At 68.1% G+C, this 26,458-nt stretch carries 15 protein-coding genes; 3 read left to right on the forward strand and 12 right to left on the reverse strand.

The window, feature by feature from the left end:
• Positions 1-75: 75 nt before the first annotated feature.
• Positions 76-1,908, forward strand: coding sequence for a hypothetical protein (locus tag AB0D67_RS04515; protein ID WP_362929831.1), 1,833 nt, complete (start codon positions 76-78; stop codon positions 1,906-1,908).
• A gap of 59 nt (positions 1,909-1,967) precedes the next feature.
• Here AB0D67_RS04515 and AB0D67_RS04520 read toward each other — a convergent pair whose 3' ends face one another.
• From AB0D67_RS04520 to AB0D67_RS04560, 9 genes are all read right to left on the reverse strand, one after another.
• Positions 1,968-2,543 (reverse strand): hypothetical protein, encoded by a 576-nt coding sequence (locus tag AB0D67_RS04520; RefSeq protein WP_362929833.1) that lies wholly within the window; start codon positions 2,541-2,543, stop codon positions 1,968-1,970.
• Between the two features lie 19 nt (positions 2,544-2,562).
• Positions 2,563-10,614 (reverse strand): polymorphic toxin-type HINT domain-containing protein, encoded by an 8,052-nt coding sequence (locus tag AB0D67_RS04525; protein WP_362929835.1) that lies wholly within the window; start codon positions 10,612-10,614, stop codon positions 2,563-2,565.
• A gap of 403 nt (positions 10,615-11,017) precedes the next feature.
• Complete coding sequence (locus AB0D67_RS04530) at positions 11,018-12,430, reverse strand: ROK family transcriptional regulator (RefSeq protein ID WP_362929837.1); 1,413 nt, start codon at positions 12,428-12,430, stop codon at positions 11,018-11,020.
• Positions 12,431-12,465: 35 nt separating this feature from the next.
• Positions 12,466-13,713: an ABC transporter permease gene (locus AB0D67_RS04535; RefSeq protein WP_362929839.1), complete on the reverse strand. Its 1,248-nt coding sequence runs from the start codon at positions 13,711-13,713 to the stop codon at positions 12,466-12,468.
• Entirely contained in the window at positions 13,710-14,474 is a 765-nt protein-coding gene (locus tag AB0D67_RS04540) for an ATP-binding cassette domain-containing protein (RefSeq protein WP_362929841.1), read from the reverse strand. Before AB0D67_RS04540 ends, AB0D67_RS04535 begins: the two co-directional genes overlap by 4 nt.
• 188 nt (positions 14,475-14,662) lie before the next feature.
• Positions 14,663-15,787 (reverse strand): substrate-binding domain-containing protein, encoded by a 1,125-nt coding sequence (locus tag AB0D67_RS04545; protein ID WP_362929843.1) that lies wholly within the window; start codon positions 15,785-15,787, stop codon positions 14,663-14,665.
• 195 nt (positions 15,788-15,982) lie between these two features.
• Positions 15,983-16,708 carry a sulfite exporter TauE/SafE family protein gene (locus AB0D67_RS04550; protein WP_362929845.1) on the reverse strand — a complete coding sequence of 242 codons (726 nt, stop codon included), beginning with the start codon at positions 16,706-16,708 and terminating at the stop codon, positions 15,983-15,985.
• Positions 16,709-16,979: 271 nt separating this feature from the next.
• Complete coding sequence (gene acnA / locus AB0D67_RS04555) at positions 16,980-19,751, reverse strand: aconitate hydratase AcnA (protein WP_362929847.1); 2,772 nt, start codon at positions 19,749-19,751, stop codon at positions 16,980-16,982.
• Between the two features lie 211 nt (positions 19,752-19,962).
• Positions 19,963-20,691, reverse strand: coding sequence for a metal-dependent hydrolase (locus AB0D67_RS04560; RefSeq protein ID WP_362929849.1), 729 nt, complete (start codon positions 20,689-20,691; stop codon positions 19,963-19,965).
• A gap of 636 nt (positions 20,692-21,327) precedes the next feature.
• On the opposite strand from AB0D67_RS04560, the gene AB0D67_RS04565 reads away from it, so the two are divergent.
• Positions 21,328-22,116, forward strand: a complete 789-nt coding sequence (locus tag AB0D67_RS04565; RefSeq protein ID WP_362929851.1) for a PadR family transcriptional regulator — start codon at positions 21,328-21,330, stop codon at positions 22,114-22,116.
• Positions 22,117-22,123: 7 nt separating this feature from the next.
• Complete coding sequence (locus AB0D67_RS04570) at positions 22,124-22,669, forward strand: DUF1707 domain-containing protein (protein WP_362929853.1); 546 nt, start codon at positions 22,124-22,126, stop codon at positions 22,667-22,669.
• A 37-nt stretch (positions 22,670-22,706) separates the two neighbouring features.
• Here AB0D67_RS04570 and mug read toward each other — a convergent pair whose 3' ends face one another.
• From mug to AB0D67_RS04585, 3 genes are all read right to left on the reverse strand, one after another.
• Positions 22,707-23,228, reverse strand: a complete 522-nt coding sequence (gene mug, locus AB0D67_RS04575; RefSeq protein WP_362929865.1) for a G/U mismatch-specific DNA glycosylase — start codon at positions 23,226-23,228, stop codon at positions 22,707-22,709.
• A 112-nt stretch (positions 23,229-23,340) separates the two neighbouring features.
• Positions 23,341-24,759 (reverse strand): sugar porter family MFS transporter, encoded by a 1,419-nt coding sequence (locus AB0D67_RS04580; RefSeq protein ID WP_362929855.1) that lies wholly within the window; start codon positions 24,757-24,759, stop codon positions 23,341-23,343.
• A 333-nt stretch (positions 24,760-25,092) separates the two neighbouring features.
• On the reverse strand, positions 25,093-26,250 hold the full coding sequence (locus tag AB0D67_RS04585) for a VLRF1 family aeRF1-type release factor (RefSeq protein WP_362929857.1): 1,158 nt from the start codon (positions 26,248-26,250) through the stop codon (positions 25,093-25,095).
• Positions 26,251-26,458: the final 208 nt, after the last annotated feature.

Genomic DNA, 26,458 nt, shown 5'->3' on the forward strand with positions numbered 1-26,458 from the left:
CCCGCACGTCTGTCACACAAAGTGACGGATCGTTTACGATTACCGTACGGTATGGCTCGGCGGAGGAGGCGACCCATGACAGGCGAGGGCTACCGGACCCTGCTCGACTGCCGGCGACGCAGCACCGCCCTGCGCGCCCGCTCCTTCACCTACGACCAGATCGCCGACGTCCTGGCTCTGGATCACGACGTCAGTCCGTTGCGGCTGTACCGCTACGCCCACGGCCGCACCGCCGCCGACGTCGTCGCCGCCCACAACGACCTCGACCCCGCCGGTACGGCCGGCCTCCGCGAAGCCCGGCTCTACGACTACGAGTCCTGGCCCGCCACCGGCCGCCGCCCACCGGCCCGCACCCTGGCCATTCTCGCCCGCCTCTACCAGACCACCGCCCGTCACCTGGTCACCGAACAGGCCTACGCCACCTACCGCCCCCGCGACCGCGACCTCCTCGATCGCGCCGACCACCGCCACCTCGACCTCCACCACCGCCCCTCTCACGAGGCACCCGCCCTGTCGGGCCTTCCCGGGAGCGCTCCCCTGCCAGGCATGGATCGGGCGGCTCCACCGGGCCTCCCTCAGACCCCGTGGGGGCTCGTCCACCCGGCTCCCCTGCAACCAACCACGACCTCTGACATGACCCACCTGTCCCCGTGTAACGAAGCCCTCGCCTCATGGCCTCTGGCGTCCGGCCCCGGTGAGCGTGCCAGCATGAACCAGCAGCCGCCCACCGCCTCCGGCCTCTTCCCAGGCTCCCCGGGCGGCCCGCCCGCGCACTTCACCGGCGGCTCGTTTGCAGCCGCCTCCGGTGGTTCGTTGGCAGGTGCGGCGGACTGCACCGGACTGCTGCGCGCCCTCACCGCCGAGGAGGCCGACATCAAACGCCGCGACCTGCTCTTCGAACTCGCCCTGCTCCTCGGCGGCGCCCCCGCCCTGCCCCTGCTGCGCCACCTGCCCGAGGGCGACCGCGGCCGCCTCGCCACCCTCGCCCGCCGGCACACCGCCGTCGATGACAGTGCCCTCGACCTGCTGGAACGCCTGACCGCCCGCCTATGGGCGCTGGACGAAGAACTCGGCCCCGCCAAGGTCCTGCCCGTGGCCGAGGCCAAACGCGCCCTCGTCGACGACCTGCTCCGCCACGCCACCCCCATCCCCGCACTACGCGCCCGCCTGCTGAGCCTGTACTGGAGCCTGTCCCACCTCACCGGCTGGAGCCGCTTCGACCTACTCGACTACGAAGGCGCCACTCGCCGCTACACCGAGGGCCTGGCCGCCGCCCACGAACTCCGTTCCCCCGCCCTTTTGGCGCACCTGCACGGTCTGCTCGCCCACATGGCGCTGTATCGGAAAAGGCCCACCGTCGCACTGGATCACGCCTTCGCCGCCGAAGGCTGGGCCAAAGAGAGCGGCAACCATCTCCAGCAGTCGGCGACCGCCATCCAGGTCGCACGAGCGATCGCCGTCGCCAAGCATGACCCGCGCGCCCTCCGCCTCCTGGACCGCGCCACCGATCTTGCCGACAGGAGCCAAGGCGGATCAGACCTGCGGCACCTGTTCTGGCTCACCCCGGAACGCGTTGCGTCCTACCGAACGTTCTGCCTTATCGAACTCAAACGCCCCGACCTGGCCATCTCCGAGGCACAGCGGCGCCTGGCCGCGATGGGGCCGGACTCGGTCCGGGAGCGAGGCATCCTGCAACTGGAGTATGCCCTCGCCCTGATCGACCACCGCGAGATCCCTGAAGCCGCCGCAATGATCGGCGAAGCCACCGGGATCGTCGCCGGCCACAGCTCCACCCGCCTCGCCCACTCCGTACGGCAGGCCCGCAACCAGCTTCAACCCTGGCAGGACAACAGGCACGTCCGAGACTTGGACGAAAAACTCCGCGCCCTCACAATCACCGGCCAATGATTCGACTCACGGGCAAGGATACTTAGAGGACGCAAGTACAGCTTGGTTCGACAGCAGGATTATAGGTCGAGATCGGCCGAGCCCTTCCCATTGTCAAGCTTCCGCTCTTGAGCCAATTCTATCGCGACTTCCAATTGATCACGGGCTGACTGAAGCCGCGAGCCAGTCGACCTTAAAGCTTCGCGTTCCAATATTGCGATCGCCTGATTACTAAATTCCCCCATATCGCCTAGAAGGAATGCTGCATAGTCAAAATCCTTTCCCAAAAGATTTGCAACAGCATTTTCAATAATTGGCAGCGCATCCAGCATGCGCCCGCGACAATATTCCTCTATCTCAATGGCGCATCCATTTACCACAATTCTTTCATTGCACCCAAAGCTGCGGAATATTTCATGGAGCATCAACCAGCCACAATCAGGAAGATATTCTCTGGACCGCAACTCATCGAGAATCACATCAGTAACCGCAGCTGCCGAAGTATATAAGTCTCCCTGATTAACCACTTTCCCGTACAGGGCACGGAATGCATCTGACCGCTGTTCATATGTGCCGTGAAGAAGCTGTTGCAGAACTGCGGGAACACCTGATGCGTCACCGCTCATCGTTTTAAGTTCTTGCCAGTCCCACATCATTCGAACTCGTTCTCGTCTGCTAGCGTTTTGTCCATCGCCGGTCTGGCGGCACCTGTGTCGGATCGATCCAGCCTCGGCACCTATCGCAGAAGTCCGCCTCCTTCATTGAGTCCGGGTGGGCTGGGTGTCCATACCGAATATCCTCACGCCGCGATCCTCGACTAATGAGATCATCCCGTGCGAGATCCTCAGCGCAGTGTGTTGATGGCCCTTTCTCTGACCGCTTCCTGCCGACAGCTACGGCGCCCGTGACACAGTCGACCGCGCCAACCATCATGACATGCTTATTACGCTGTGTATTCGACATGCCTTCACGAGCTTCATCCCGTGCCCTATCAGCGATATCCCAGCATTCCTCATCCGAATAAAGAGGACCATCATTGTGAACAAGTACTGTTCGGTCGCCTGCTACCACATGATAGGTGTGGAAGTCGTCGATCGTCAGATTGTGGACGCGCTGAGTGGCGGTCCACTTCTTGATCGCTTTGATCTGGACGTAGGTGCCGGCGCTGGTTCGCAGCACCATGCCAGGTAGGAGCTCGCTGGCCTTGACCCAGGAGCGGAGGTTGACGACCCAGAAGGGATGGCCGTCAGTCGCGACGACGCTTCCGCTCCCCCGACCCTCTCCGGCAGAGGTGTCGATGACGACCCGCACGAGATGCTTCACGCCGTTGCCTGTGATCAGATGACTGACGCGCTTCGCGGCCGTCTGCCCGGTCTCAGGATCAGCGGCGATCACTTGATCGCCAACCTCTACATCCTCGATCGGCTTGGTAGTGCCGTCAGCCATCAGCACCTTGGTGCCGGGGACAAAACTGTTGGGCGTATCGCACGAAGTCGTAGGCAAAGAGGTGATCGGCGGAGGCAGAGGAGCATCCGGATACCGATCCCCGAGATCAGGATCAGTGGACGTGGAAGAGTCAGCACCGCTTCCCGTGCCGCTATCCGTCTTTGGCAAACATCCGGACAGCGAACTGGAGTAACTGAAGCCGATAGAGAAAGAACAGGATTCACCGGCACAGCTACTACCATTCCACGCCTGACATGATATCCCGCTTCCTCCGTCCCCTTCGACAGTGCCGATATCAATTGGATTATGGCCGGTATAACTTCCTCGACAAGGACCGGTCTGACACTGCCAATCAATCTCTGCCTGAGTTGGCGGCTTATCTTTCGTAACATTGTTAGGATCGTTTTTGAACCAATCAGATTTCGTATCGATAGGCGGCTCTTTCTCCACATGAGTCCGCGTTTTGTCTACAGGAGCCTGCCTCTTCGGAAGTGGAGGGGCAGGAGAACAACGACCCGTGCATGAACCGCATCCACCCTTACATCCTCCCGAGTTTTGAGGCCGACTGACCCTTTGCAGAGGCGGCCTGTTGTACAGCTCTCCGGGAGTAGCAGTTCTGCTGCTAGGAAGCGTCTTGTAACGAAGCGTAGGCGGTTGAGTTATTAGGAGATAAATTATTACACCGAACGCGCCGGCCCGACCAATATATTTGAGCGGAAGTCTACTAGGTTGAGATCTAGAAGGCGGTTTAATGGGCTGCTTAAATACAGGCCGCGGAGGGGCGCATCTTGTGTAGAAACCACACTGCTGACTACCATCAGTCAAATGACCAGTGGAGTCGGTGTTGACTAGAGGCGCGCCGTTAACATAAGCGTAACGGTTACCTTGAATTGAAGGGACAGGATCGAGAGTCCAATCGTCGCGGGAGGTGAAGGTACCGCTTCCCGGGCGGTACCAGCGGGCGTGCATGTTCACCTTGCCGGTGTCCGGGTCGGTGTACTCACCCTGGTAGCCAAGGGTCCGCTGGGTGCCGGAGCGCTGGAGCACCTCGCCGAACGGGTCGTAGGCGGTCGAGTCGACCAGGGCGGTGCCGGAGAAGGTGCCCACCAGGTCGCCGTGCAGGTCGGTCATGGTGCCGAGCGCGGGGCCGGTCCCCTCCTGGAGGCTGAGCAGGCCGCCGGCCAGGTCGCGGCCGTACTTGGCCTGGAGCGCGCCGGCCCCATCGGTGACGGTGACGATGTCGTTGCTCAGGCCGGAGTAGACGAACCGCTGCTGGGCGACACCCTTGGTACGGGAGGTCATCCGGCCCAGAGCGTCGTAGCCGTAGCTGGCGTCCCCGTCGGAGACCATCTGGTCGAAGGCGTCGAACACGAGGTTCTTGGTGACGCCGCCGGTGGTCTCGGTGGCCACCGTACCGCGGGCGGTGTAGGTGTAGTCGGTGCCGCTGCCGGACAGCAGCCGGTTGCGCTCGTCGTAGACGAAGGTCTTGTCCCCGGCCTTGGTGCGGTTGCCCGCGTCGTCCCACTCGTAGGCGGTGGCCTTGCCGTCCGGGGCGGTCCAGGAGGTCAGACGTCCGGAATGGTCGTAGCCGTAGGTGTTGACCCCGGCGCCCGCCGTACCGCTGGTGGTCTTGGTGACGAGGTTGTCGTCCTTGTCCCAGTCATAGGCGATCTTCGACAGCTGGGTACCGCCGCTGTTCTTCAGCGTGTGGGAGGTGAGGCGGTCCACGGCGTCGTAGGTGTAGCTCTGCGTGTTGACCGGGTTGGCGGAGGTCTGGCTGGTGAGCCGGTCGGCGTTGTCGTAGCCGTAGGTCCAGGTGCGGCCGGTGACCGGGTCGGTGGCCGTCTTCAGCCGGCTGGCGTTGTCGTAGGTGTAGGTGGACGTGCCGGCGGTGTCGACGCGCTGGGTGGTGTTGCCCAGGCCGTCGTAGGCGTAGGCGGCGACCTGGTTGGTGGCCTTGGACACCTTGGTCAGCAGGCTGCGGTCGTTGTACTCGAGGGTGTAGTCACCGATGGCGGTCAGCCGGCCGGCGTCATCGTAGGTGAGGTTCCGCTCGGGGGTGTCCACCCCGGCCCCGGCGCCGGTCTGCTTGGTGACCTGACCGAGATGGTCGAAGACGCGGTCGATGCGCACCCCGCCCGGCTGCAACGTGGTCACGGCGTTGCCCGCCGCATCGTAGCCGGTGGTCCAGGTCCGGTCGGCGGCATTCGGGTGGGCGGTGGTGGCCGGTTCGATGACCGACTCGGCCAGACCGAGGACGTTGTAGGTGGTCCAGGTGGCGTTGCCGCGCCCGTCGGTGAGGCGGGTACGGGCACTGGTCGCGTCGTAACCGAACGTCGTGGTGATCGACTTGTCCGCGGAGACCGGCTCGACGAGCGAGGTCATCCGGCCCAGCGCGTCGAAGGTCCGCCGGGTGACGTGCCCCTCACCGGAGGTGCCGCTGGTCGCGTTGCCGGCCGCGTCGTAGCCGAAACCCATGCTGCGGACGACCGCACCGGTGGCGTCGAGGTCCTTGGCCCCGGTCTGCCGCCCGGCCAGGTCGTAGACGGCCTCGGTGGCGTTCTTCAGCGGGTCGGTCACCTTGACCGTACGGCCCGCGAGGTCGTAGTCGACGGTGGACTTGTTGAGGTTCGGGTCGGTGGTGGCGGTGACCTCCCCGGCGGCGTTGACCTCGTAGCCGGTGGTCTTGCTGCCCGGGGCGACGCTCTTGGTGAGGTTGCCCGCGGTGTCATAGGTGAGGGTCGTGGTGTAGGCGGCGGTGGTCGGCCTGCGCTCGATCCGCGTCTGAGTGATCTTCCGGCCGAGATCGTCGTAGGTGGCCTCGTCACGGGCGCCGGTCGGGTCGATCGTGGCCAGCGGCTCGCCCAGCAGGTCGAACTGGGTCACCCACTGCCCGCCCGGCCCCGAAGGGCCGGGGTCGGTGACCCGTACCGGGTTGCCCAGCGCATCGTACTCGGTGGAGGTGACATAGCCGCGCTCATCGGTGACCTTGGTCTTCCGCCCCGCCGCGTCGTACTCGATGCCGACCTTGGGGGTGACCGCCTCACCGCCCGGCGGGGTGTAGGGCGGGGAGGCCGCCGAGGTGAGCCGCCCGGCCTTGTCGAAGGCGGAAGTGAGCCTGCGGCCCTCCGCGTCGACGGTCTGGGTGGGCAGGCCGGCGGTGTCGTAGCCGTACTTCTCCGTCGGGCGGCCGTCGGCGGCCGACCCGGTCTTCTCGACCTTCACCCGCGGGGAGGTCTTCTCCACGAGCTGTCCCGCGATGTCGTAGCGCATCTCGGTGGTGAAGTCGGCGGCGGTGGCGCCGGAGGCGTTGCCGCGCGGGTCGGTGGTCGTGACCAGCAGGCCGCGATCGTCGTAGGTGCTGGTGGAGACCAAGTCGTCGTCGCCGTTCTCCACGGTCTGCCGCGTCACCTGGTTCAGCGCGTTGTAGACGTAGAGGGTGGACTCCGTCCGGGTGGTGCCCGCACCGGTGAGGGTCTTCTTGGTGACGTTGTTCGCCTCGTCGTACTCAAGAGTGGTCTTGCGCTTGAGCGTCGCGGGGTCGAACGTGGTCGAGGTCAGGCGGCTCGCGGCGTCGTAGACGTACTCGGTGGTGGCCTTGCCGCCGCCCTTGACCTGCTTGGTGAGGTGGCCGGCCGCGTCGTAGACGTTGTCCTCCAGCACTACGTCGGTGGTGGTGGTCAGGCCGTTCAGCTTGACGTCGTCGCCGATCACCTGGGAGAGCAGGTTGTCGGCGAAGTAGGTGTAGGAGGTCTTGCGGCCCATCGCGTCGACCTGGGCGGCCAGCCGACCGCCGGGGTCGTAGGAGCGCGACTCCAGCACCACGTCCTTGGCGGGCTGCGGGCTGACCGGGCTGCCGGTCCAGTTCTTCAGCGTCGTGGTGGCCGGCTCGCCGCGCTTGGTGTAACCGAAGGTACGGACGACACCCAGTTGGTCGGTGATCGAGACGCGGGCGCCGGTGGCATCCCAGGCAGTCCGGACCACGCCGCCCTCGGGGTCGGTCACCGTCTCCACCCGGCCAGAGGCGTCATAGGTATAAGCGGTGACGCGCTCCGGGTCCCCGCCGGTCAGGTCTGACAGCGTCTCGGTCAGCTTGTTGCCGTCGGCGTCGTAGGTATAGGTGACCTTGGCGGTGTGGGTGACGTCGGTGACCTCGTTCTTCACCCCGGGCCCGGTCTGGGTCAGCATGCGCCCAAGACCGTCGTAGGTGAACGTCGTCATCGCCCCGGTGGGATGCGCTTCGGAGACCTCGGTGCGGGTGAGCATGCGGCCCACCGCGTCATAGGTGAACTTCGTGACCAGGCCGGAGGGGCTGGTCTGCTCGGCCAGATCACCAGCCGAGGTGTAGCGGTAGGTCGTCTCCTTGCCCCTGGCGTCCTTCGCCGACTTCACCAGCCCGGCCGGAGTGTTCCCACCGCCGATGGCGGGTTCGGTGCCGTCGGTGTAGGCGGTGAGCGTCGAGCGACCGTTGGGGAAGTCGGCGGTGACGGGAGCGGTCTCCTTGAGGGGCTCGCCGTACTCGTTGTACTCCCACTTGGTGGCGTAGGTGTCATCCGTCTCCCCCGCCGAGCGAGGGTCACGATAGACGAGAACGCGGTCGTTGCGAGGGTCGAACTCGTCATCGGCATTACGGTAATAGCCGTACCTGCGTACTGAGGTTTGAGACAAAAGGCACACGATCGGCGGTTCGGTCGCCGGATTCTCCGCGAGAGAGCATGTCCCTCTGGTTAGAACGTTACCCCGCTTGTCGTGGGTCATCACGACCGCGTTTTCATTAGGATCGGCGACCAGCCATGAGTAGCCCCCAGCGTCATACTCATAGCTGGTCTTCTTACCGAGCTGATCGGTCTGGGTCACCAGCCGATAACCGCGCCACGCGTCGTGCTCGTAGACGAGCTTCCCGTCCTGGGGATCGGTGACCGTCACCGTGGACATTCCCGTGGCGGTCACTGGAGTCGGCTCACCGATCTTCCAGACACCTCCATGCTGGTCGGTATGGGTCTTGAGCCGGTCGGTCGCCGTGTCGTAGGTGTTTTCGGCCCACACTCTCCCGGACGGGAGGGTGATCTTTGACATCAGATGCGGTACGGCCTGGCGGGCAGCGTAGTGCTCGGCGGCCTCCACTCCCGTCAGCGGGCGGTCGTAAACGGCGGCCTCATCGATGTAGCCGTTCAGCCCCCACTCCGCGGTTCCAGTGGTGACCGAGGTAGCAGAAGGCCAACCGGAGGTGATTCGGCCGTTTCCGATCGTGACATGCCTCAACCAGTTGTGGTCGATCGTTCCGTTCAGTGATCCGACCGGAGCTCCGTCGAGGTAAAGAGTCTGGCTGGCACCCGAACCCGTCAGGATGACGTGATGCCAGGCGCCGTTGTTCACCGCACCGGGTGAAGTGATAGGGGCTATGACCGCGTTTGCTGCGTTGACGACCCGGAACTGCCCTCGGAGCTTGCCGTCCACTCCGACATAAAGGAACGGCTGGCCTTTACTGAATCCCAGTTCCTCAGTAGAGCCGGTAGCGTCGGTGGCGTAAGCGATCACTCCGGATGAGGTGGTCTTGAACCAGGTTTCCAGTGAAACCTGGCCCCCTAGACGAGCGATGAGATGTTCAGGAAGTCTCACCTTCGATGTGCCTGACAAGCGAGCGGCGGTGTTGGTGGAACCAGCCAGTGCTCCAGGCTCAGCGAGCGTTACACCTTCGTAAGTGGCCGGACCCGCACCCCAGCCCAAGCTGGTTGCTTCGGTCGTCGGCGACTCGCACAACTGAGGAGTGATGGTGCAGATCGGGTTTGGGGTCGGCGAAGGAGGCCGGTTAGCCGGTTCGCCCAAACGCCAGTAACCGACCGGTTCGTCATCCTGGATGACTCCCTGATATCCCGACCCTGTCGTGTAGTCATAGGTGGTGCAGTGTGTGGGGCCCTGCGGTGTGCAGACCTTGTGTAGCTTGTCCCCCTGGTACTCATATGTCCACGTCAGCGGCGTGCCGTTCACCGGATCCGTCGACACACTCGCTACTCGTGACCCGTTCCAGGTGAACGTCAGCGAACGTCCCCCGGTCGCCCGTACCTCCGTGAGCTTGCCATCGGTATAGACGAAGTCCTGGACACGACCGCGATTGTCGCTCACCTTCACCAGGCGACCGTAGGAGTTGAACATGTACGAGGTGGAGGACTTGTCCATCAGACGCCAGCCACCGCCGGCCGTCTGTGTGAAAGTGGCGAACATGCCCGGAGGTGGCTGGAAGCCCCCGTCACCTCGCGGCGCGAAGCGCAGTGTACGACCGTCCGGGTAGGTGACCAGGACCGCCCCACTCGTCTCGGGCTGAACTTTCATGTCGAACCGAGTGGACCACCCTGCACCGAAGATCCCATCACGCCGTGCGTCCTTGCTGTTGTACGAGCGGCGCACGTTCAACGGCGGTCCTGCTGTCGGAACCGAAGCGTCCATCACAGCGGTGGTGTAGTTTCCCGACGTCTGTTCGAACTCTTGACCGTTGGCTCCATTTATCGCCAGCTGTGACGTGATAGTAGGCTGACGGGCACCAGTAACGAATGACCGACTGTTCGAGGTGATGTTGTTACCGCCGGGGTCGGTGATCTTCGCCCACCAGGCATACGTCTTGGCCCACTTCAGCTCACCAACCGGGACCTTCCAGGAGTTAACTCCTTTGGGAAGCTTTCCCGAGTATGCGATCTGATCCGACGGCAGCAGGCACTCTTTCACCGGATCGATCTCATCATCGTCATCGGGCAGCTCACATACTGTGAACTCGTACTGAAGCAGAGACTCGTCTCCGGTGCCGTGAGCCGTCAAGGTAGGCGTCACCGTACCTAGCAACGCACCGTTCAGCGGCCATAGGTCTTCCACTTCAAGAGGGCTGGCCACCGCCCCGGAGACAGAATTCTGAACCCTCTTTGACGAATCATCGGAACGCGTCTTCTTAGCCCCGCCCGTTGCGACCGAAAGCTTCTCAGCACGGGAAGGCACTGAACGGATATCGACAGGAAGCGCCTGCTTTGGGAGCTCCGCTCTCTTCGAAGGTACTCTCCTGTCCGCTGCCGTCTTGGTTACGGCAGCGGCCACGATGTGTGGCAGTCCCTCAGCCGTCCCCGACTGTTGTTTCGGCGATTCGACGTCACCTTGGGCATGCGCAATGGGAAGTGCAATAGCCGCGACCGGCGACACTTGCAGTGACAGCAATCCTGGAGCCAGCAGCGCGGTGAGAACAAGCCTCAGCCAAGTCTTACGACCTGTAGAACGAGCCCACGGCAAACCACGGCGCATACGCCGTCACCCTCCGAACAGTCCGCGTGACGGCGAAAGCCATCACGTTTCTCCACCGCGCGCGGCGGCCACGGCGGCGTGGACCGACGGTTCGGAGGACAGCAGTCAGCAAACGATCAGAAGGTACACATGGAACGATCCGCTCCACAAGATCTAGATAAGGAGCAAATAAGAAAAACAACCAGTTCGAAATCAGGAACGGAGGATTGTCACATAAGCGGTCACGGAGAGTAAGAATCTCGGTGAACAGGGGGTCCATAGGACGTATTAAGGGGTGACACTTTCAGCCCCGAGCGCCTTCGAACCACATGGCCGTCTCCGGCTGACGGCGACGGCGACATGCCGATGCACGCGGTGCCCGTACGGCGGGCCCCTGCGAGCGGGCCTCGTGCCGGGAAGAGAGTCAGGAGCCCGCGCGGGCCAGGACTTCCAGGGGGTCGGCGAGGACCTGGGCGAAGGCCAGTTCGGCGGCGCCCATCAGGGTCGCGTCGTCGCCGAGGGCGGCGGTGCGCAGGCGCAGGCCCTCACGTGAGGCGGCGAGGGCGTCGACGGCGAGTCGGCTGCGGACCTGGGCGGCGGAGCCGAGGTAGACCTCGCGGAGCATGCCGCCGAAGATGACCATCTCGGGGTTGAAGATGTTGACGAGGTTGGCGACGCCCAGGCCGAGCCAGTCGCCGACCCGGCTGAGGGCCGCCTGGGCGACGACGTCACCGCGGTCGGCGGCGTCGACCACGGCCCGTACGGCGTCGCGGCCGATCAGACTCTCGCCGTGGCCTCCGGTCTTCACTTCGACCGCCACGGCTCCGGTGACCTGCGGTGTCTCCGGTTCCTCATTCGCGTCCCCCGGCGCGACCGCGATCCGCTCCGCGCCCTGCGACGCGCCCGGTCCTCGGCCGGTGCCCGATGACGCGCTCATGCCCGTGCCCTGGCCCGCGCCCGGCTGCGGGACGACCGCGCCGCGGGGGACGCCGGGCATGCGGCCCGCCGCCTCCAGCAGTGTCCGCTCCCCCACCTCCGCCTCCAGGCAGCCCAGCGACCCGCAGCCGCACAGGCGGCCCTTGGGGTTGACGACCATGTGGCCGATCTCGCCGCCGAAGCCGCCGTGGCCGCCGAGGAGCTGGCCGTTGACGATGATGCCGCCGCCGACACCGACGTCGCCGTGCATGTAGATGAGGTCGCGGCAGCCGGTGCCGACGCCGCGGGAGTGTTCGGCGAGGGCCCCGAGGTTGGCGTCGTTGCCGACCTTGACCGGCATGCCGAACGCGAGCCGGCGGGTCATCTCCTCGGCGAACGGCACGTCCTTCGCCGGGCCCATGTTGGGCCCGAACCGCACGACGCCGTCGCCGCGGTCCACGCCGCCGGAGAAGGCCGCGGCGGCGCCCACGCACACGGTGTCGGAGCGCGTCTTGCGGCGCATCTGCCGGGCGAACCCGGCGAGCGGGCCGACGATCTCCTCCAGGGAGAAGGGGCCGCGCCGCCGTACGGTCTCGCGGCGGTCGAGGATGGCGCCGCCCAGGCCGACGCGGGCGGCGACCAGCCGGTCGACGCCCACGTCGAAGGCGAACACGTAGACCCGCGCCGACTCGGGGCGCACCACCAGGGAGGGGCGGCCCGCCCGGCCGGTCTCCCTGGGCAGCTCCTCGCGGACCAGACCGGCGGCGGTCAGGTCGGCGGTGAGGGCCATGATGGTGCTGCGGTTGAGGCCCATCCGGCTGGTCAGCTCCGCGCGCGAGGTCGGGCCGCCGAGGTGGACGTGCCGGAGGAGGGCGCCGAGATTGTGGCGCCGGATCTCCTCCTGGGAGGGGCCAGCCCGCATCGCGTGGGTTTCCTTCGGGGGGTCGGGGTCGCTGATCACCTTAGACCAGTGGCGGCGGCCCTCTTGCGGGACAGGGCGTCGACCCCGGCGGCCAGCAGCAGAACCGCTCCGGTGACGACGTACTTGACGCCCGAGCTGTAGCCCATCAGGCCCATGCCGTTCTCGATGACGGCGACCACGGTGCCGCCGAGGATGGCGTCCAGCACGCGGCCCTTGCCGCCGAAGAGGCTGGTGCCGCCGATCACGGCCGCGCCGACCGCGTACAGCAGCACGTTGCTGCCGCCGGTGTTGGGGTCGACGGAGCTGGCACGGGAGGCGGCGATGATGCCGCCGACGGCGGCCATGCCGGAGCAGATGACGAACGCGCTGATCTTCATGCGGTCGACGTTGATGCCGGCCCGGCGCGCGGCCTCGGCGTTGCCGCCGACGGCGTACAGGTGACGGCCGTACGCGGTACGGCGCAGCACGAACGTTCCCAGCACCAGCAGGACCGCGATGATCGGCACGACGACCGGAACGCCGGTCAGCGACACGACCGCGGGGTTGCGGCTGCGCTCCAGGTTGAGGATGTAGACGGCGGCGCCGCCGAGCACGGCGAGGGCGCCCACCCGGACGGCGATCAGCGCGATCGGGTCGGAGACCAGGCCGCGGGAGGTCCGCTTGCGCGCGCGGACGAACTGGAGCGCGGCGTAACCGACGACGCCGAGGGCCAGCAGCGCCCAGCCCAGCGCGGGCGGGAGGTACTTGTTGGAGACGGCGACGATCGTCTCGTCGCGGATGGAGATGTTGGTGCCGCCCTTGACCAGCAGCAGGACGAGCCCCTGGAAACCGAGGAAGGCGGCGAGGGTGACGACGAAGGACGGGATGCCGAGTTTGGCGACGATCGTGCCGAGGACGGCGCCGATCACCACGCCGGTGAGGATGGCCGCGGCGACCGCGACGTACCAGGGCAGACCCTGCTCGGTGAGGAGGATCGCGAGGACCGAGGCGCAGACGCCGCTGGCGAAGCCCGCCGACAGGTCGATCTCGCCGAGCAGCAGGACGAAGACGAGGCCCATCGCGATGACGGTGACCGCGGCGCCCTGGGTGAGGAGGTTGGCGAAGTTGCCGGAGGTGAGGAAGGAGGGCCGCAGGATCGAGAAGACCGTGCAGAGCACGACCAGACCGAACACGGCGGGAAGTGCGCCCATGTCGCCGCCGCGTACCCGCTCGGCGTAGCCGCGGACGCTGCCGCTGATGGTGGGGGCCTCGGGCGCGCGCGGCGAGGCGATCGTGTCGGTCATGCGCTGACTCCGTTGGTGAGGCCGAGGTCGCCGCTGCGGCCGGAGGTGATCAGTTCGACGACCTGCGCGTGGGTGACGTCGGACGTCTTGACCTGCGCGGCCATCCGGCCCAGGTAGAGGGCGGCGATCCGGTCGGACACGGCGAACACGTCGTTCATGTTGTGCGAGATGAGCACGACGGCCAGTCCCTGGTCGGCCAGGCGGCGGACCAGTTCGAGGACCTGCGCGGTCTGGGCGACGCCGAGCGCGGCGGTCGGCTCGTCGAGGATGACGACCTTGCTGTTCCAGAGCACGGCCTTGGCGATGGCCACGGTCTGGCGCTGGCCGCCGGAGAGGCTGGAGACGTGCTGGCGGATGGACTTGACGGTCCTGACCGACAGGCTCTCCAGGGTCCTGGCGGCCATCTCCTCCATGGTGTCCTCGTCGAGGACGATGCCGCGCCGGTGCTCCCGGCCGAGGAACATGTTCTGGACGATGTCGAGGTTGTCGCAGAGCGCGAGGTCCTGGTAGACGATCTCGATGCCGAGTTCGGCGGCGTCGCGGGGACTGTTGATCTGGACGGTCTTGCCGCCGAAGAGGTACTCGCCGGAGTCGACGGGATGGATGCCGCCGATGCACTTGACGAGGGTGGACTTGCCGGCGCCGTTGTCGCCGACCAGCGCGGTGACCTCTCCGGGATGTACGGAGAAGTCGACGTCGTGCAGGACCTGGACGGGGCCGAAGCTCTTGTCGATCCCGCGGATCTCCAGGACGGGGGTCATGAGGGTTTTCTCCCTGTGTTCGTTGCGCGCGGCCCGTTCGAGGCCCGGCCGTTCACCGCCGGCCCGTTCACGGCCCGGCCGCTCACCGCCGGGTCGGCGCCCGCCCGGCCGAGGGGTACGGCGGAGCCGCACCCGGACGGGGTGCGCCCGCCTCCCATGAGGCGGGGCGGGCGCACCCCGGCGCATCGTTACTGGATTCCGGCCTCGGTGCACTTGTCGGCGAACTCGCCGGTGCACAGCTCGTCCTTGGTCACGTAGCCGTCGGCCACGACGTCCTTGACGTTGTCGAGGTAGATGGCCTGCGGGTCCAGCAGGACCGCCGGGACGTCCGCGTTGCTCTCGGTGTCCTTGACGCTGCCGGTCGCGGCCGGCTTCTCACCCTTGGCGAGCGCGATGGCGAGCTGGGAGGCGGCGTCGGCCTCCTTCTTGATGGCCTTGTAGACCGTCATGCACTGGTCGCCGGCGAGGATGTTCTGCAGGCCCTGGACGGTGGCGTCCTGGCCGGTGACCGGGACCTTGCCGTTGAGCTTCTGCTTCTTCAGCACGGTGATGGCGGCGTTGCCGAGGCCGTCGTTGGCGGCGAGCACACCGGCGATCTTCGGCTGCTCGGTCAGCATCTGCTCGAAGATCGTGCCGGCCTGGGCGTTGTCCCAGTCGGGAACCGACTGGTCGGGGCCCTTGACGTACTCCTTGGAGTCGTACTTGGGCTTGAGCACGCCGTCGTAGCCGTTCTTGAAGAGCGTGGCGTTGTTGTCGGTGGGCGAGCCGTTGAGCTCGGCGATGATCGGCTTGTCGGCCTTCTTGTCGGTGAGGCACTTGACCAGGCCCTCGCCCTGCAGCGTGCCGACCTTGGTGTTGTCGAAGCTGACGTAGTAGGCGGCGCCGCCGCCCAGGGTGAGGCGGTCGTAGTCGATGGTGGCCACGCCCTGGGACTTGGCCTTGTCGAGCACGGCCTTGCCGGTGCCGCTGTCGAGGTTGGCGATCATCAGCACGGTCGCGCCGTTGGTGATCATCTGGTCGGCGATGGTCTGGAACTGGGTCTTGTCGCCCTGGGCGTTCTGGATGTCGTAGGCGATGCCCGCGGACTTGAACGCCTCCTCCAGGTACTTGCGGTCGGCGGTCTCCCACCGGGCGGAGGACTTGCTGTCGGGCAGGATGACGCCGACCTTGCCGGCGGCCTTGGCCCCGGCGTCTCCGGAGGCGGAGGCGGCGCCCTCGGGGGCGGCGGTGGTGCCGCCGTCGTTTCCACAGGCGGCGAGGCCGAAGGTGAGGAGCGAGGCGGCGGCGGTCAGGCTGAGGATCCCCTTGCGCATCGTGCACGGGTCCTTTCGTCAAGGAGGGCGGGGGGTATGGGTAGAGGCGTGCCGGGTCAGCGGGTACGGCCGGCCGGGGTCGGCCCGCCTTCCCGTTGAATGTTGTTTGCCGCAACGTATGCCGCCGTTGGCCTCAGCACCAGACCTTTCGTCGGTAAAGTTTGTTGTCGCCGGTAACAATCCAGAAACGCGGGCTTAACCCAGTGCGCCGGTAATGATCAACGAGAGCGCGGAAACCGCGACCAGCACGAGGATCGCCGTCCTGACCCGCCCGCCGTCCAGGAAACGCCGCAGCGGCCTGGACACCGCGAACCCCGCGACGAGGAAGGGGATCAGCAGCGCGCCGAAGGAGAGCGCCCGGACCGGCAGCCGGTCCACGAACGCGAGGACGGCCAGCGACTGGCAGGCACTGATCATGAAGAACATCGCGAGGGTGGCCCGGATCTGCGGGCCCTTGGCGTTCTGGTAGACCAGGGCCATCGGCGGGCCGCCGATCCCGGTCGCGGTGCCGGTGATCCCGGAGACGAAGCCCGCCCCGGTGACGGTGCCGCCCGTACGGCGCACCGCCACCGCCCGCCCGGTCAGGCCGACCGCGAGCAGCACCATCGCCCCGACGAGGACGCCAAGGACCCGCGTGGAGACGTGGAGGACGACCAGACCGCCCAGGAGGCTGCCGGGCACCCGGCCCAGGAGGGCGAATCCCAGTCCCCGCCAGTCCACCCTGCGCCACTCGGCGGCCAGCGTGAACAGCGGCAGCGTGGCGTTCACGACCTGGGCGGCCCCGGGCATGAGCGTGGGGTCGAGCAGGGCGATCAGCGGGGCGGCCACCAGGCCCAGCCCGAAGCCGATCGCCCCCTGCACGACCGCTCCGGCGAAGACCGCCAGGCCCGCGCAGACGATGATGAGAGTCTCATGGGTCACGGGGCGAGCGTAGCCCCGGTCCTCTCGACGCCGAAAAGGGATTTCCCGCCGAGCCGCCGGAGCGCCGGGCCCCTGAACCACCGGGCTCCCGGAGCGTTGGGCTCCCGGACCGCCGGGGCACCGGGTGCCCCTCCGGCGGAGGCCGCCGGCGCCGGCCGGCGAAGGCCCGGAAAACGCCGAGCCGCCCGGCGGGAGGCGTCCCGCCGGGCGGCTCGGTACGGAGTGCCGCCCCGGCGCGGGGGCGGCGTCACCGCCCCCGCGCCCTCCCGGCTCAGCTCTTGGCGAGCAGGGAGCGCAGCACGTACTGCATGATGCCGCCGTGGCGGTAGTAGTCGGCCTCTCCGGGGGTGTCGATGCGCACGACCGCCTCGAACTCCCTGCCGTCGGCCCGGACCGTCACGGTCTGCGGGACGCCGCCCTCGTTGAGGGCCTCGACACCGGTGATGTCGAAGGTCTCCTCGCCGGTCAGGCCGAGGGAGGCGGCCGTCTCGCCCTCGGGGAACTGCAGCGGCAGCACGCCCATGCCGATCAGGTTGGAGCGGTGGATGCGCTCGTAGGACTCAGCGATCACGGCGCGGACGCCGAGCAGCGCGGTGCCCTTGGCCGCCCAGTCGCGCGAGGAGCCGGAACCGTACTCCTTGCCCGCCAGGACGACGAGCGGGACGCCCGCGGCCTGGTAGTTGACGGAGGCGTCGTAGATGAAGCTCTGCGGGCCGCCGTCGAGGGTGAAGTCGCGGGTGTAACCGCCCTCCACACCGTCGAGCAGCAGGTTCTTCAGCCGGATGTTGGCGAAGGTGCCGCGGATCATCACCTCGTGGTTGCCGCGGCGCGAGCCGTAGGAGTTGAAGTCCCTGACCTCGACGCCGTTCTCGCGCAGGTACTCGGCGGCGGGCGTGCCGACCTTGATGGCGCCGGCCGGGGAGATGTGGTCGGTGGTGACCGAGTCGCCCAGCTTGGCGAGGACCCGGGCGCCGGAGATGTCCGTCACCGGCTGCGGGTCGCGCGGCATGCCGTCGAAGTACGGGGCCTTGCGGACGTAGGTGGAGGCCGGGTCCCACTCGAAGGTGTCGCCGGTCGGGATCGGCAGCGACCGCCAGGTCTCGTCGCCCTTGAAGACGTCGGCGTAGTCGTGCAGGAACATCTCCTGGTCGATGGAGGACGCGACGACGGCCGAGACCTCCTCCGGCGATGGCCAGATGTCGGCGAGGAAGACCGGCTTCCCGTCGGCGCCCGTGCCCAGCGGCTCGGTGTTCAGGTCGATGTCCATGGTGCCGGCGAGGGCGTAGGCGACGACCAGCGGCGGCGAGGCCAGGTAGTTCATCTTGACGTCGGGGTTGATCCGGCCCTCGAAGTTTCGGTTGCCGGACAGCACCGCGGTGACCGCGAGGTCGTTCTCCTGGATGGCGGCGGAGATCTCCTCCTGCAGCGGGCCGGAGTTGCCGATGCAGGTGGTGCAGCCGTAGCCGACCAGGTTGAAACCGATCTTGTCGAGGTACGGCTGGAGGCCGGAGCGCTCGAAGTACCCCGTGACGACCTGCGAGCCCGGGGCGAGGGAGGTCTTGACCCACGGCTTGCGGGACAGGCCCTTCTCGACCGCGTTCCTGGCCAGCAGCGCCGCGCCCATCATGACGTAGGGGTTGGAGGTGTTGGTGCAGCTGGTGATGGCCGCGATGGTCACCACGCCGTGGTCGATCTCGAAGCCCGTGCCGTCGGACAGCGTGACCTGGACCGGCTTGCGCGGGCGGTCGCCGTTCAGCGCGGGGGCGTGCGGGGCGTCGCCGTCGCCGCCGTGCGAGATCGCCGGGGAGTCGGACGCGGGGAAGGACTCGGCGGAGGCCTCGTCCGTCGGGCCCTGGATGCTGGAGACGTAGTCCTTGACGGAGGCGCGCCAGGCGCTCTTGGCCTCCGACAGCGCGATGCGGTCCTGCGGGCGCTTGGGGCCGGCGATGGACGGCACGACCGTGGACAGGTCGAGCTCGAGGTACTCGGAGAAGACCGGCTCCTCGGCGGAGGGGTCGAGCCACATGCCCTGGGCCTTGGCGTACGCCTCGACGAGGGCGACCTGCTCCTCGGAGCGGCCGGTGAGACGGAGGTAGTTGATCGTCTCGCCGTCGATCGGGAAGATCGCGCAGGTGGAGCCGAACTCGGGGCTCATGTTGCCGATGGTGGCGCGGTTGGCCAGCGGCACGCTGGAGACGCCCTCGCCGTAGAACTCGACGAACTTGCCGACGACGCCGTGCTTGCGCAGCGTCTCGGTGATGGTGAGCACCAGGTCGGTGGCGGTGGCGCCGGCCGGGAGCTTGCCGGTCAGCTTGAAGCCGACCACGCGCGGGATCAGCATGGAGATCGGCTGGCCGAGCATCGCGGCCTCGGCCTCGATGCCGCCGACGCCCCAGCCGAGGACGCCGATGCCGTTCTCCATGGTGGTGTGGGAGTCGGTGCCTACGCAGGTGTCCGGATAAGCCTTGCCATCGCGGACCATGACCACGCGGGCGAGGTGCTCGATGTTGACCTGGTGCACGATGCCGGTGCCCGGCGGGACGACCTTGAACTCGTCGAAGGCGGTCTGGCCCCAGCGCAGGAACTGGTAGCGCTCGCGGTTGCGCTCGTACTCACGCTCGACGTTGCGCCGGAAGGAGTCCGGGCCGCCGAAGAAGTCGACGATGACGGAGTGGTCGATGACCATCTCGGCCGGGGCGAGCGGGTTGATCCGCGCCGGGTCGCCGCCGAGGTCGCGGACGGCCTCGCGCATGGTGGCGAGGTCCACGACACAGGGGACGCCGGTGAAGTCCTGCATGATCACGCGAGCCGGGGTGAACTGGATCTCCACACTCGGCGCGGCCTTGGGGTCCCACTGACCCAGGGCGCGGATGTGGTCGGCCGTGATGTTCGCGCCGTCCTCGGTGCGGAGAAGGTTCTCCATCAGGATCTTCAGGCTGTACGGGAGGCGCCCCGACCCCTCGACGGCGTTCAGCCGGTAGATCTCGTATTCCGCGTCTCCGACGCGGAGCGTGTCACGGCTGCCGAAGCTGTTCGTGGACACGGTTCGCCTCCCTCAATCACCCTGTTGGTCTCGAAGCGCCGCCTGGGGGGCGCACCTGAAATCCTGCCGCACCTGCGGAGTGCCCAGGTCTGTTAGGTATGCCTAACCCTGGGACACCTGTGGACCGCGGCGAATGTCTCGACATCAAGATACCGTGCTGGATATCTTGATATCAAGTTATTGTGCTCGTAGCGGTTGTGGGCGTGGGATCTCAGAACTGGACGAAGCGGAGGTAGATCAGGCCCACGATGGCGATGGAGAGCACCGGGGCGAGGAGTTTCTGCTCGAAGGCCTGGCCGGTCTTGATGCCGATCTTCCATGGCAGCACCCACCGCCCGGGTACCGGCCACAGCACCGGACATCCCTTCTCCGTGCAGCAGTCCCCGACGACGTGGATGAGGCAGCCGATCCCGACCGCCAGTCCGAGCCAGGCGTAGCCCACGTTGTAGCTGCGGAACACGACGAAGAGCCCGGCCGCCAGGCCGATGTCGACCATCGCGGTGGCCATCTTGTTGCCCGGGACGCCGATGCCGATCGCCCGGATCGCCAGGCCGATGAGCAGCGCGACCAGGATGTCCCGGCCGATGGGGTAGGTGTTGGCCAGGTAGTGGGCGCCGAACCCGGCGGCGGCCGCGAACACGAGCGAGTGGGTGGCGTGGCGGTGTCCGCCGCTCACCCATGCCACGGCCTTGCTCAGCATCCAGGTGATCGGCCCGAACGTCTGGGCGATCGTCGCGCTGGGGTGGTCCAGGTCGGGCAGCATCGCGGCCCCGGCGCAGATTATGGTCCCGGCGATGAACTCCGACGGGTTGAGCGCGTTCACCATGACACCGGTCTCCACGAACCGGGAGGAGTCGGTGAGCAGCGGCAGCGCGGCCAGCGTCGGAGCCACCCCCAGCCAGGCGACCGCCCCGGTGAGCGCGTGCGTGTGCCCCATCATCGGTCCAACACCCCTATCAAGATCACTAGAGGGAGAGTACGGCAAAGCCTCTCAAAAGGAGCGGACAGTGCCATCTTCCGCCCGTGGCGTGTCGCCTGGGCGTGATCAGTGTCTTACCTGCGGGGCACCGGATGCGGCGGGACGGGGCGCCGGGAGCGGTGAGGAAGGGCCCTGGAACGGCGAAGGGCCCGCCGGGAAACCCGGCGGGCCCTGCACCTTGCCCCTGGAACTAACAGACGGGACCGTTCCGTACCGAAAGCACCCCCCAGCCCTTCCGGCACGGAACGAATCCCGTCTATGTCCTTTGTAACGCCCAGGTCTCAGTGGTTGTTCCGAAATTCGCTGAGAATCGGGTGATCTACCTCACTTTTTTGCCCGGCGACCTCGATCCGGGCCTCGAAACCCTCTCCGGCCGCCCCGAACCCCTTCTCCGGTCATGCACGAATCCCCTCCTGCCGCCGCCGCGTCTTCCGGCTCCCGCCTCGCTCCCCCACTCCCGGCGGAGCGGATCCGGCGGGATGGCCGGCCGAGCCCCATCGTCGGCTCTCGCCGCTTCCAGGGGTTGTCGATCGAATAGTCTCGATATATCTTTGAAGCATCGAGAACGTTCTGAAGACGATCGGCACGGAGGTGCACATGAGTTCCGCACACGCCATGGGCGGCCCCTGGGATGGTGCCGACCCGCGACGGATCCGGCGCGAGATGAAGCGCGCGGCGAGGGAGGCCATGCGGGCAATGGCCGCCGGCTGGCACCAGGACGCGTCCCACCACGGCGGCCCCGGCCCACACGGCCCGCACGGGCACGGCCTCAGCGAGGGCGGGCCGCACGAGCACCGCCACCGCGGGCACCGCGGGCCCTTCCCCGGAGGTCCCTTCCCCTGGGACTTCGGCAGGCGCGGCCCCTTCGGCGGGCCCTTCGGCGGCGGCCCGTTCGGCGGTGGCCGGGGCCAGTTCGGCCGGGGGCGCAAGGCCAAGCGCGGCGACGTCCGCGCGGCGATCCTGTCCCTGCTGTCGGAGGAGCCGCGCAACGGCTACCAGATCATCCAGGAGATCGCCCAGCGCAGCCAGGGAGGCTGGAAGCCCAGCCCCGGCGCGGTCTACCCGGCGCTGCAGCAGCTCGCCGACGAGGGCCTGGTCCTGTCGGAGGAGAGCGACGGCCGCAAGTCCTTCCGGCTCACCGACACCGGCCGGGCCTACGTCGCCGAGCACGCCGACGAGCTGCGCGCCCCCTGGGAGGAGATGACCCCCGAGGTCGACGACGACACCTGGGAGCTGATGGACATCGTCCGGCAGGCGGGGTTCGCCATGGTCCAGATCATGCAGACCGGCAGCGACGCCCAGATCCGCCAGGCCAGGCAGACGCTCGTCGAGACGCGGCGCAAGCTGTACCAGATCCTCGCGGACGGCGACCAGGAGGAGGAGTGATCGGGCGATGACGTCCCACGACGATCTCCGTATCGGAGACGCCGAGCGCGACGCGGCGGTGTCGGCCCTGCGTGAGCACTACGCGCGGGGCCGGCTGACCCTGGAGGAGTTCGGCGAGCGCGTCGACCTCGTCCTGGCCGCGCGCACCGGCCGCGAGCTGTCCCGGGCCGGCGCCGACCTGCCCGGCGGGCCCGGCGCGGACCCCGTGGACCCCATGAGCCCCGCAGCCGGGCACGAGAACCCCATGGGGCACGGGGACCCCGGCGGGATCCGCCCGCCGCGCCGCGCCGCCTGGCGCCGCCACGGCCGGCCGCCGGCGTTCGTGTTCCTTCCCGTGTTGCTGGTGGCCGGGTTCGCGGCCGCCGGGTTCGGGGTGCTCCGGATCCTGCTCACCATCTGGCTGGTGATGGCGGTGGCGGGGATGCTGCACCGGAGGCGGGGGCGGGCCTGGGAGCGGCGGCGGTGGCACCACCGCCAGGCGGCCCACCCGATGATGCGGGGACCGCACGCCGGGCACCGGGGACGGCGGCCGGGTCCCCGGCGGCCCTTCTGACACCCGTACGACCGGCGTCGCGGAGGACGCCGGGCCCTCACGCGCGCAGCGTCTCCCGCAGCCTGCGCAGCTCCCCCACGATCCGGTCCAGGGGCCAGTGGGCGTTCAGTCCGCTGGGGTTGGGCAGCACCCACACGGCCGTGCCGCCGATCGCGGCGTCCTGCGGCCCGACGGCGGCCTTGGGGTCGCCGAACGCGGTGCGGTAGGCGGTCACCCCGGCCACCGCCAGCACGCGGGGCCGGATCTCGGTGACCAGCCGTACCAGCCGCTCGCCGCCCGCCCGGAACTCCTCGGGGGTCAGCTCCGCGGCCTGGGCGGTGGCCCGCGCAACGACGTTGGTGATGCCCAGGCCGTACGAGGGCAGCTCCGCCTGCTCGCTCGGGTCGAGCAGGCGGGGGGTGAACCCCGACAGGTGCAGCGCGGGCCAGAAGCGGTTGCCCGGCCGGGCGAAGTGACGCCCGGTGGCGGCGGAGTACAGGCCCGGGTTGATGCCGCAGAACAGCACGTCCAGCGACGGGCCGAGCACGTCGTCGACCGTACGGTCCCTGGCCGCCTCCAGCTCGGCCCGGGTCGGCGGCGGCGTCCTGCGCGGCGTCCTCGGCGGCGCGGCCCCTCGCGGGGGCAGGGGGCGCGCCGCCGGAGTGGGTTCTCCGGGGGTCACGGCCATGAACCTAACCCATCTCCTCGAGCCTGCGCCCCTTGGTCTCCCGCACCTTGAACATCACGAAGGCGAAGGACAGGGCGGCGAAGCAGGCGTAGATGACGTAGGTGGCCGACAGGTTCCACTCCGCCAGGGAGGGGAACGAGACGGTGATCAGCCAGTTGGCCAGCCACTGGGCGGTGGCCGCCACCGACAGGGCGACGGCCCTGAGCCGGTTGGGGAACATCTCGCCGAGCAGCACCCAGACCACGACGCCCCACGACAGCGCGAAGAACAGCACGAAGACGTGCGCCGCGATCAGCGCGACGGTGCCCTGCGTCGCCGGCAGCGTGACGTTCTCCCCGGACGGCACGCCGGCGCTGAACGCCCACGCGGCGGTGCCCAGCGCGAGCGTCATGCCCACGGATCCGACCAGCAGCAGCGGCTTGCGGCCGAGCCGGTCGACCAGCGCGATGGCGATGAACGTGCCGATGATGTTGATGATCGAGGTGGAGAAGCTGATCAGCAGCGAGTTGCTCTGGTTGATGCCGACCGACTGCCACAGCGACGACGAGTAGTAGAAGATGACGTTGATGCCGACCAGCTGCTGGAAGGCCGACAGCAGGATGCCGATCCAGACGATCGGCAGCAGTCCCAGCGCGGGGCCCCGCAGGTCGCGCAGCCGGGTCCGCTGCTCGGTGTGCAGCGACTTCTTGATCTCCGCGATCCTGTCGTCCAGGTCGACGTCGTCGCTCTCCACCTCGGCGAGGACCTTGCGGGCGCGCTGCGTCTTGCCGGCTCCGATGAGGTACCGCGGCGACTCGGGGATGATCGACGCGAAGATCAGGTAGAGCAGGGCGGGGACCACGCAGACGCCGAGCATCCACTGCCACGCCTGCAGCCCGAACAGGGTGTTGTTGACGCTGCCCCCGGCGAACTGCGCGATCCCGTAGTTGACGAGCTGGGAGACGGCGATGCCGAGCACGATCGCCAGCTGCTGGAAGGAGCCCAGGCGGCCCCGGTAGGCGGCCGGGGCGACCTCGGCGATGTAGGCGGGGCCGATCACCGACGCCATGCCGATCCCGACGCCCGCGAGGACCCGCCACAGCGCCAGGTCCCACACGGCGAACGGCAGGGCCTGGCCGATGGAGCTCACCGCGAACAGGATCGCGGCCACCTGCATGGTCCTGGTGCGCCCCCACCGGTCGGCCATCCCCCCGGCGATCCACGCGCCGACCGCCGACCCCAGGAGGGCGATCGCGACGACGACCCCGGTCTCGGCCGCGCCGATGTCGAAGTGTTTCTGGATGCCGGTGACCGCTCCGTTGATGACGGCGCTGTCGTAGCCGAAGAGGAATCCGCCGATCGCCGCCGCGGCGGTGATGAAGACGACGTGCCCGAGGTTCTCGTTGGATGTACCCGATGACCCTGATGAGGTAGTACCGACCATGACGGTCCTTTCCCCCGAAAAAGACATATATCCGCAGATCAGCGTGGAGGCATCGATCCGCTCTTGTCACGGGGGGTGGTACGGCACCGCGAAGGGATGTCGGGCGTCCGGCGCCGCGAAGGGCGATGCCCCGGCGCGGTCCGGCGGAGCGCCGCCCGTCCGCACGCGGCGAGGCGGCGCCCGGCGAATCCGATGGCACCGGCCGGACCGGCGGAACCCGCACGACCCGGCGGGCTCCGAGTGAAAGTCTCTCACGGTGACCGCGCGATGACCGGCCCGGGTCCATGGCCCGGATGGCCCGAGTCCGCGGCCCGGATCACCGGCGCGGCCCGGTCACCAGCGCAGGATCGCCCCGGCCCCGTCGACGTCGGCCAGGGCCGCGGCGGCCTCGCCGTCCAGGACGATCACCTCGGCGTCGATGTCCAGGGCCCGTTCGATCATGCGCTCGCCCATCCTGGGCTCCTCGGTGACCTCCGGATTCCCCGGCGGGGTCGCGTGCGGCGGATAGAGCAGCCCGTCGGCGGCGCGCCTGCCGCTCCACTCCCGGGTCTCGTCCAGCAGGAGCTGAGCCACCCGGCCGTCGTTCAGCGCACCGAGCGTGTCGGCCAGGCCGAGCGCCCCGCGCCCTCCGGACAGCGCCCCGTCCCTGGCATGAGCCGCCAGCGACGCGCCCAGGCGGGTCCTGGCCTCCTTCAGCTGCGGCCGTACCCGCTCGACCAGCTTCGCCGGGGACCCCGGCTCCGCCACCGAGGTCAGCTGGATGACGTCGCCGCCCAGCTCCCCGGCCAGGATCTCGCCCAGCGGGGGGTCACCGAGCACCACGGTGGTGGTCCAGCCGCGGTTCGCGGCCTCCTCGGCGACGCGCTGGCCCGCCTCACGCGTCAGGCGGGCGACGTTGTCGGCCACCCTTCTCTCGAACCTGTCGCGGTAGGGGGTGCCGTGCGAGGGATAGTCGGTGCGCGAGGGACCGCCGGGGTCGCGCCAGTCGCCGGAGTCCACCTCGAAGCGCATGCCGCCGAGGTCCTCGGCCTGGCCGTACCGGTAGTCGACCACGCGCGTGCCGTCCCGGGAGACCACGACGATCCCGGCGGGCGGCGCGGTCTCCACGGTGTTGACCAGCGGGCGCACGTACGCCGTCGACTCCAGCACCATCTGGTCGGCGACCGGCAGCTGGAAGGAGAAGGTCAGCGCCTCGTCCCTGCCGACCGGGGCGAACAGCACCCGCCCGACCCCCGGCCGGGACGGGTCGAGCAGTGTCTGGAAGTCGCGTTCCAGCCCGTCCAGCCGCCTCAGGACGGCCGTGCGCCGCGCCCGGTCGGGGTCGGCCTCGGCCCGCCCGCGCAGGTCGCCCAGGTCGTTGGCGAACTTGATCCGCCAGGCGGGGCGGGACCCGGGATCGGCCCGGGGGTCCACGGTCACGTAGAACGACAGGACCCCCAGCTCATCGCTGATGGAGACGACCTCTCTCAGGGCAGCGCGGTCGAACCTCACGACGTCCCCCTCCGACGGGTCCGGGCCACAGACCTGATCCGGGCTACAAGCCTATGGACCGGCACGTAAAGGACTCGCCGCGCGGGCAGGGAGCTGCCCCGCTCCTGCCCCGGTCTTTACCCGGGGATCACCGTCCTCCCGCGGAACCCTCGGCGCCGGCCAGGCGTTGCTGGAAGGCGAGCTGCAGACCGTCCTTGCCGACGGTGTC

Source organism: Streptosporangium sp. NPDC048047, from assembly GCF_040653115.1.
GTDB lineage: Bacteria > Actinomycetota > Actinomycetes > Streptosporangiales > Streptosporangiaceae > Streptosporangium.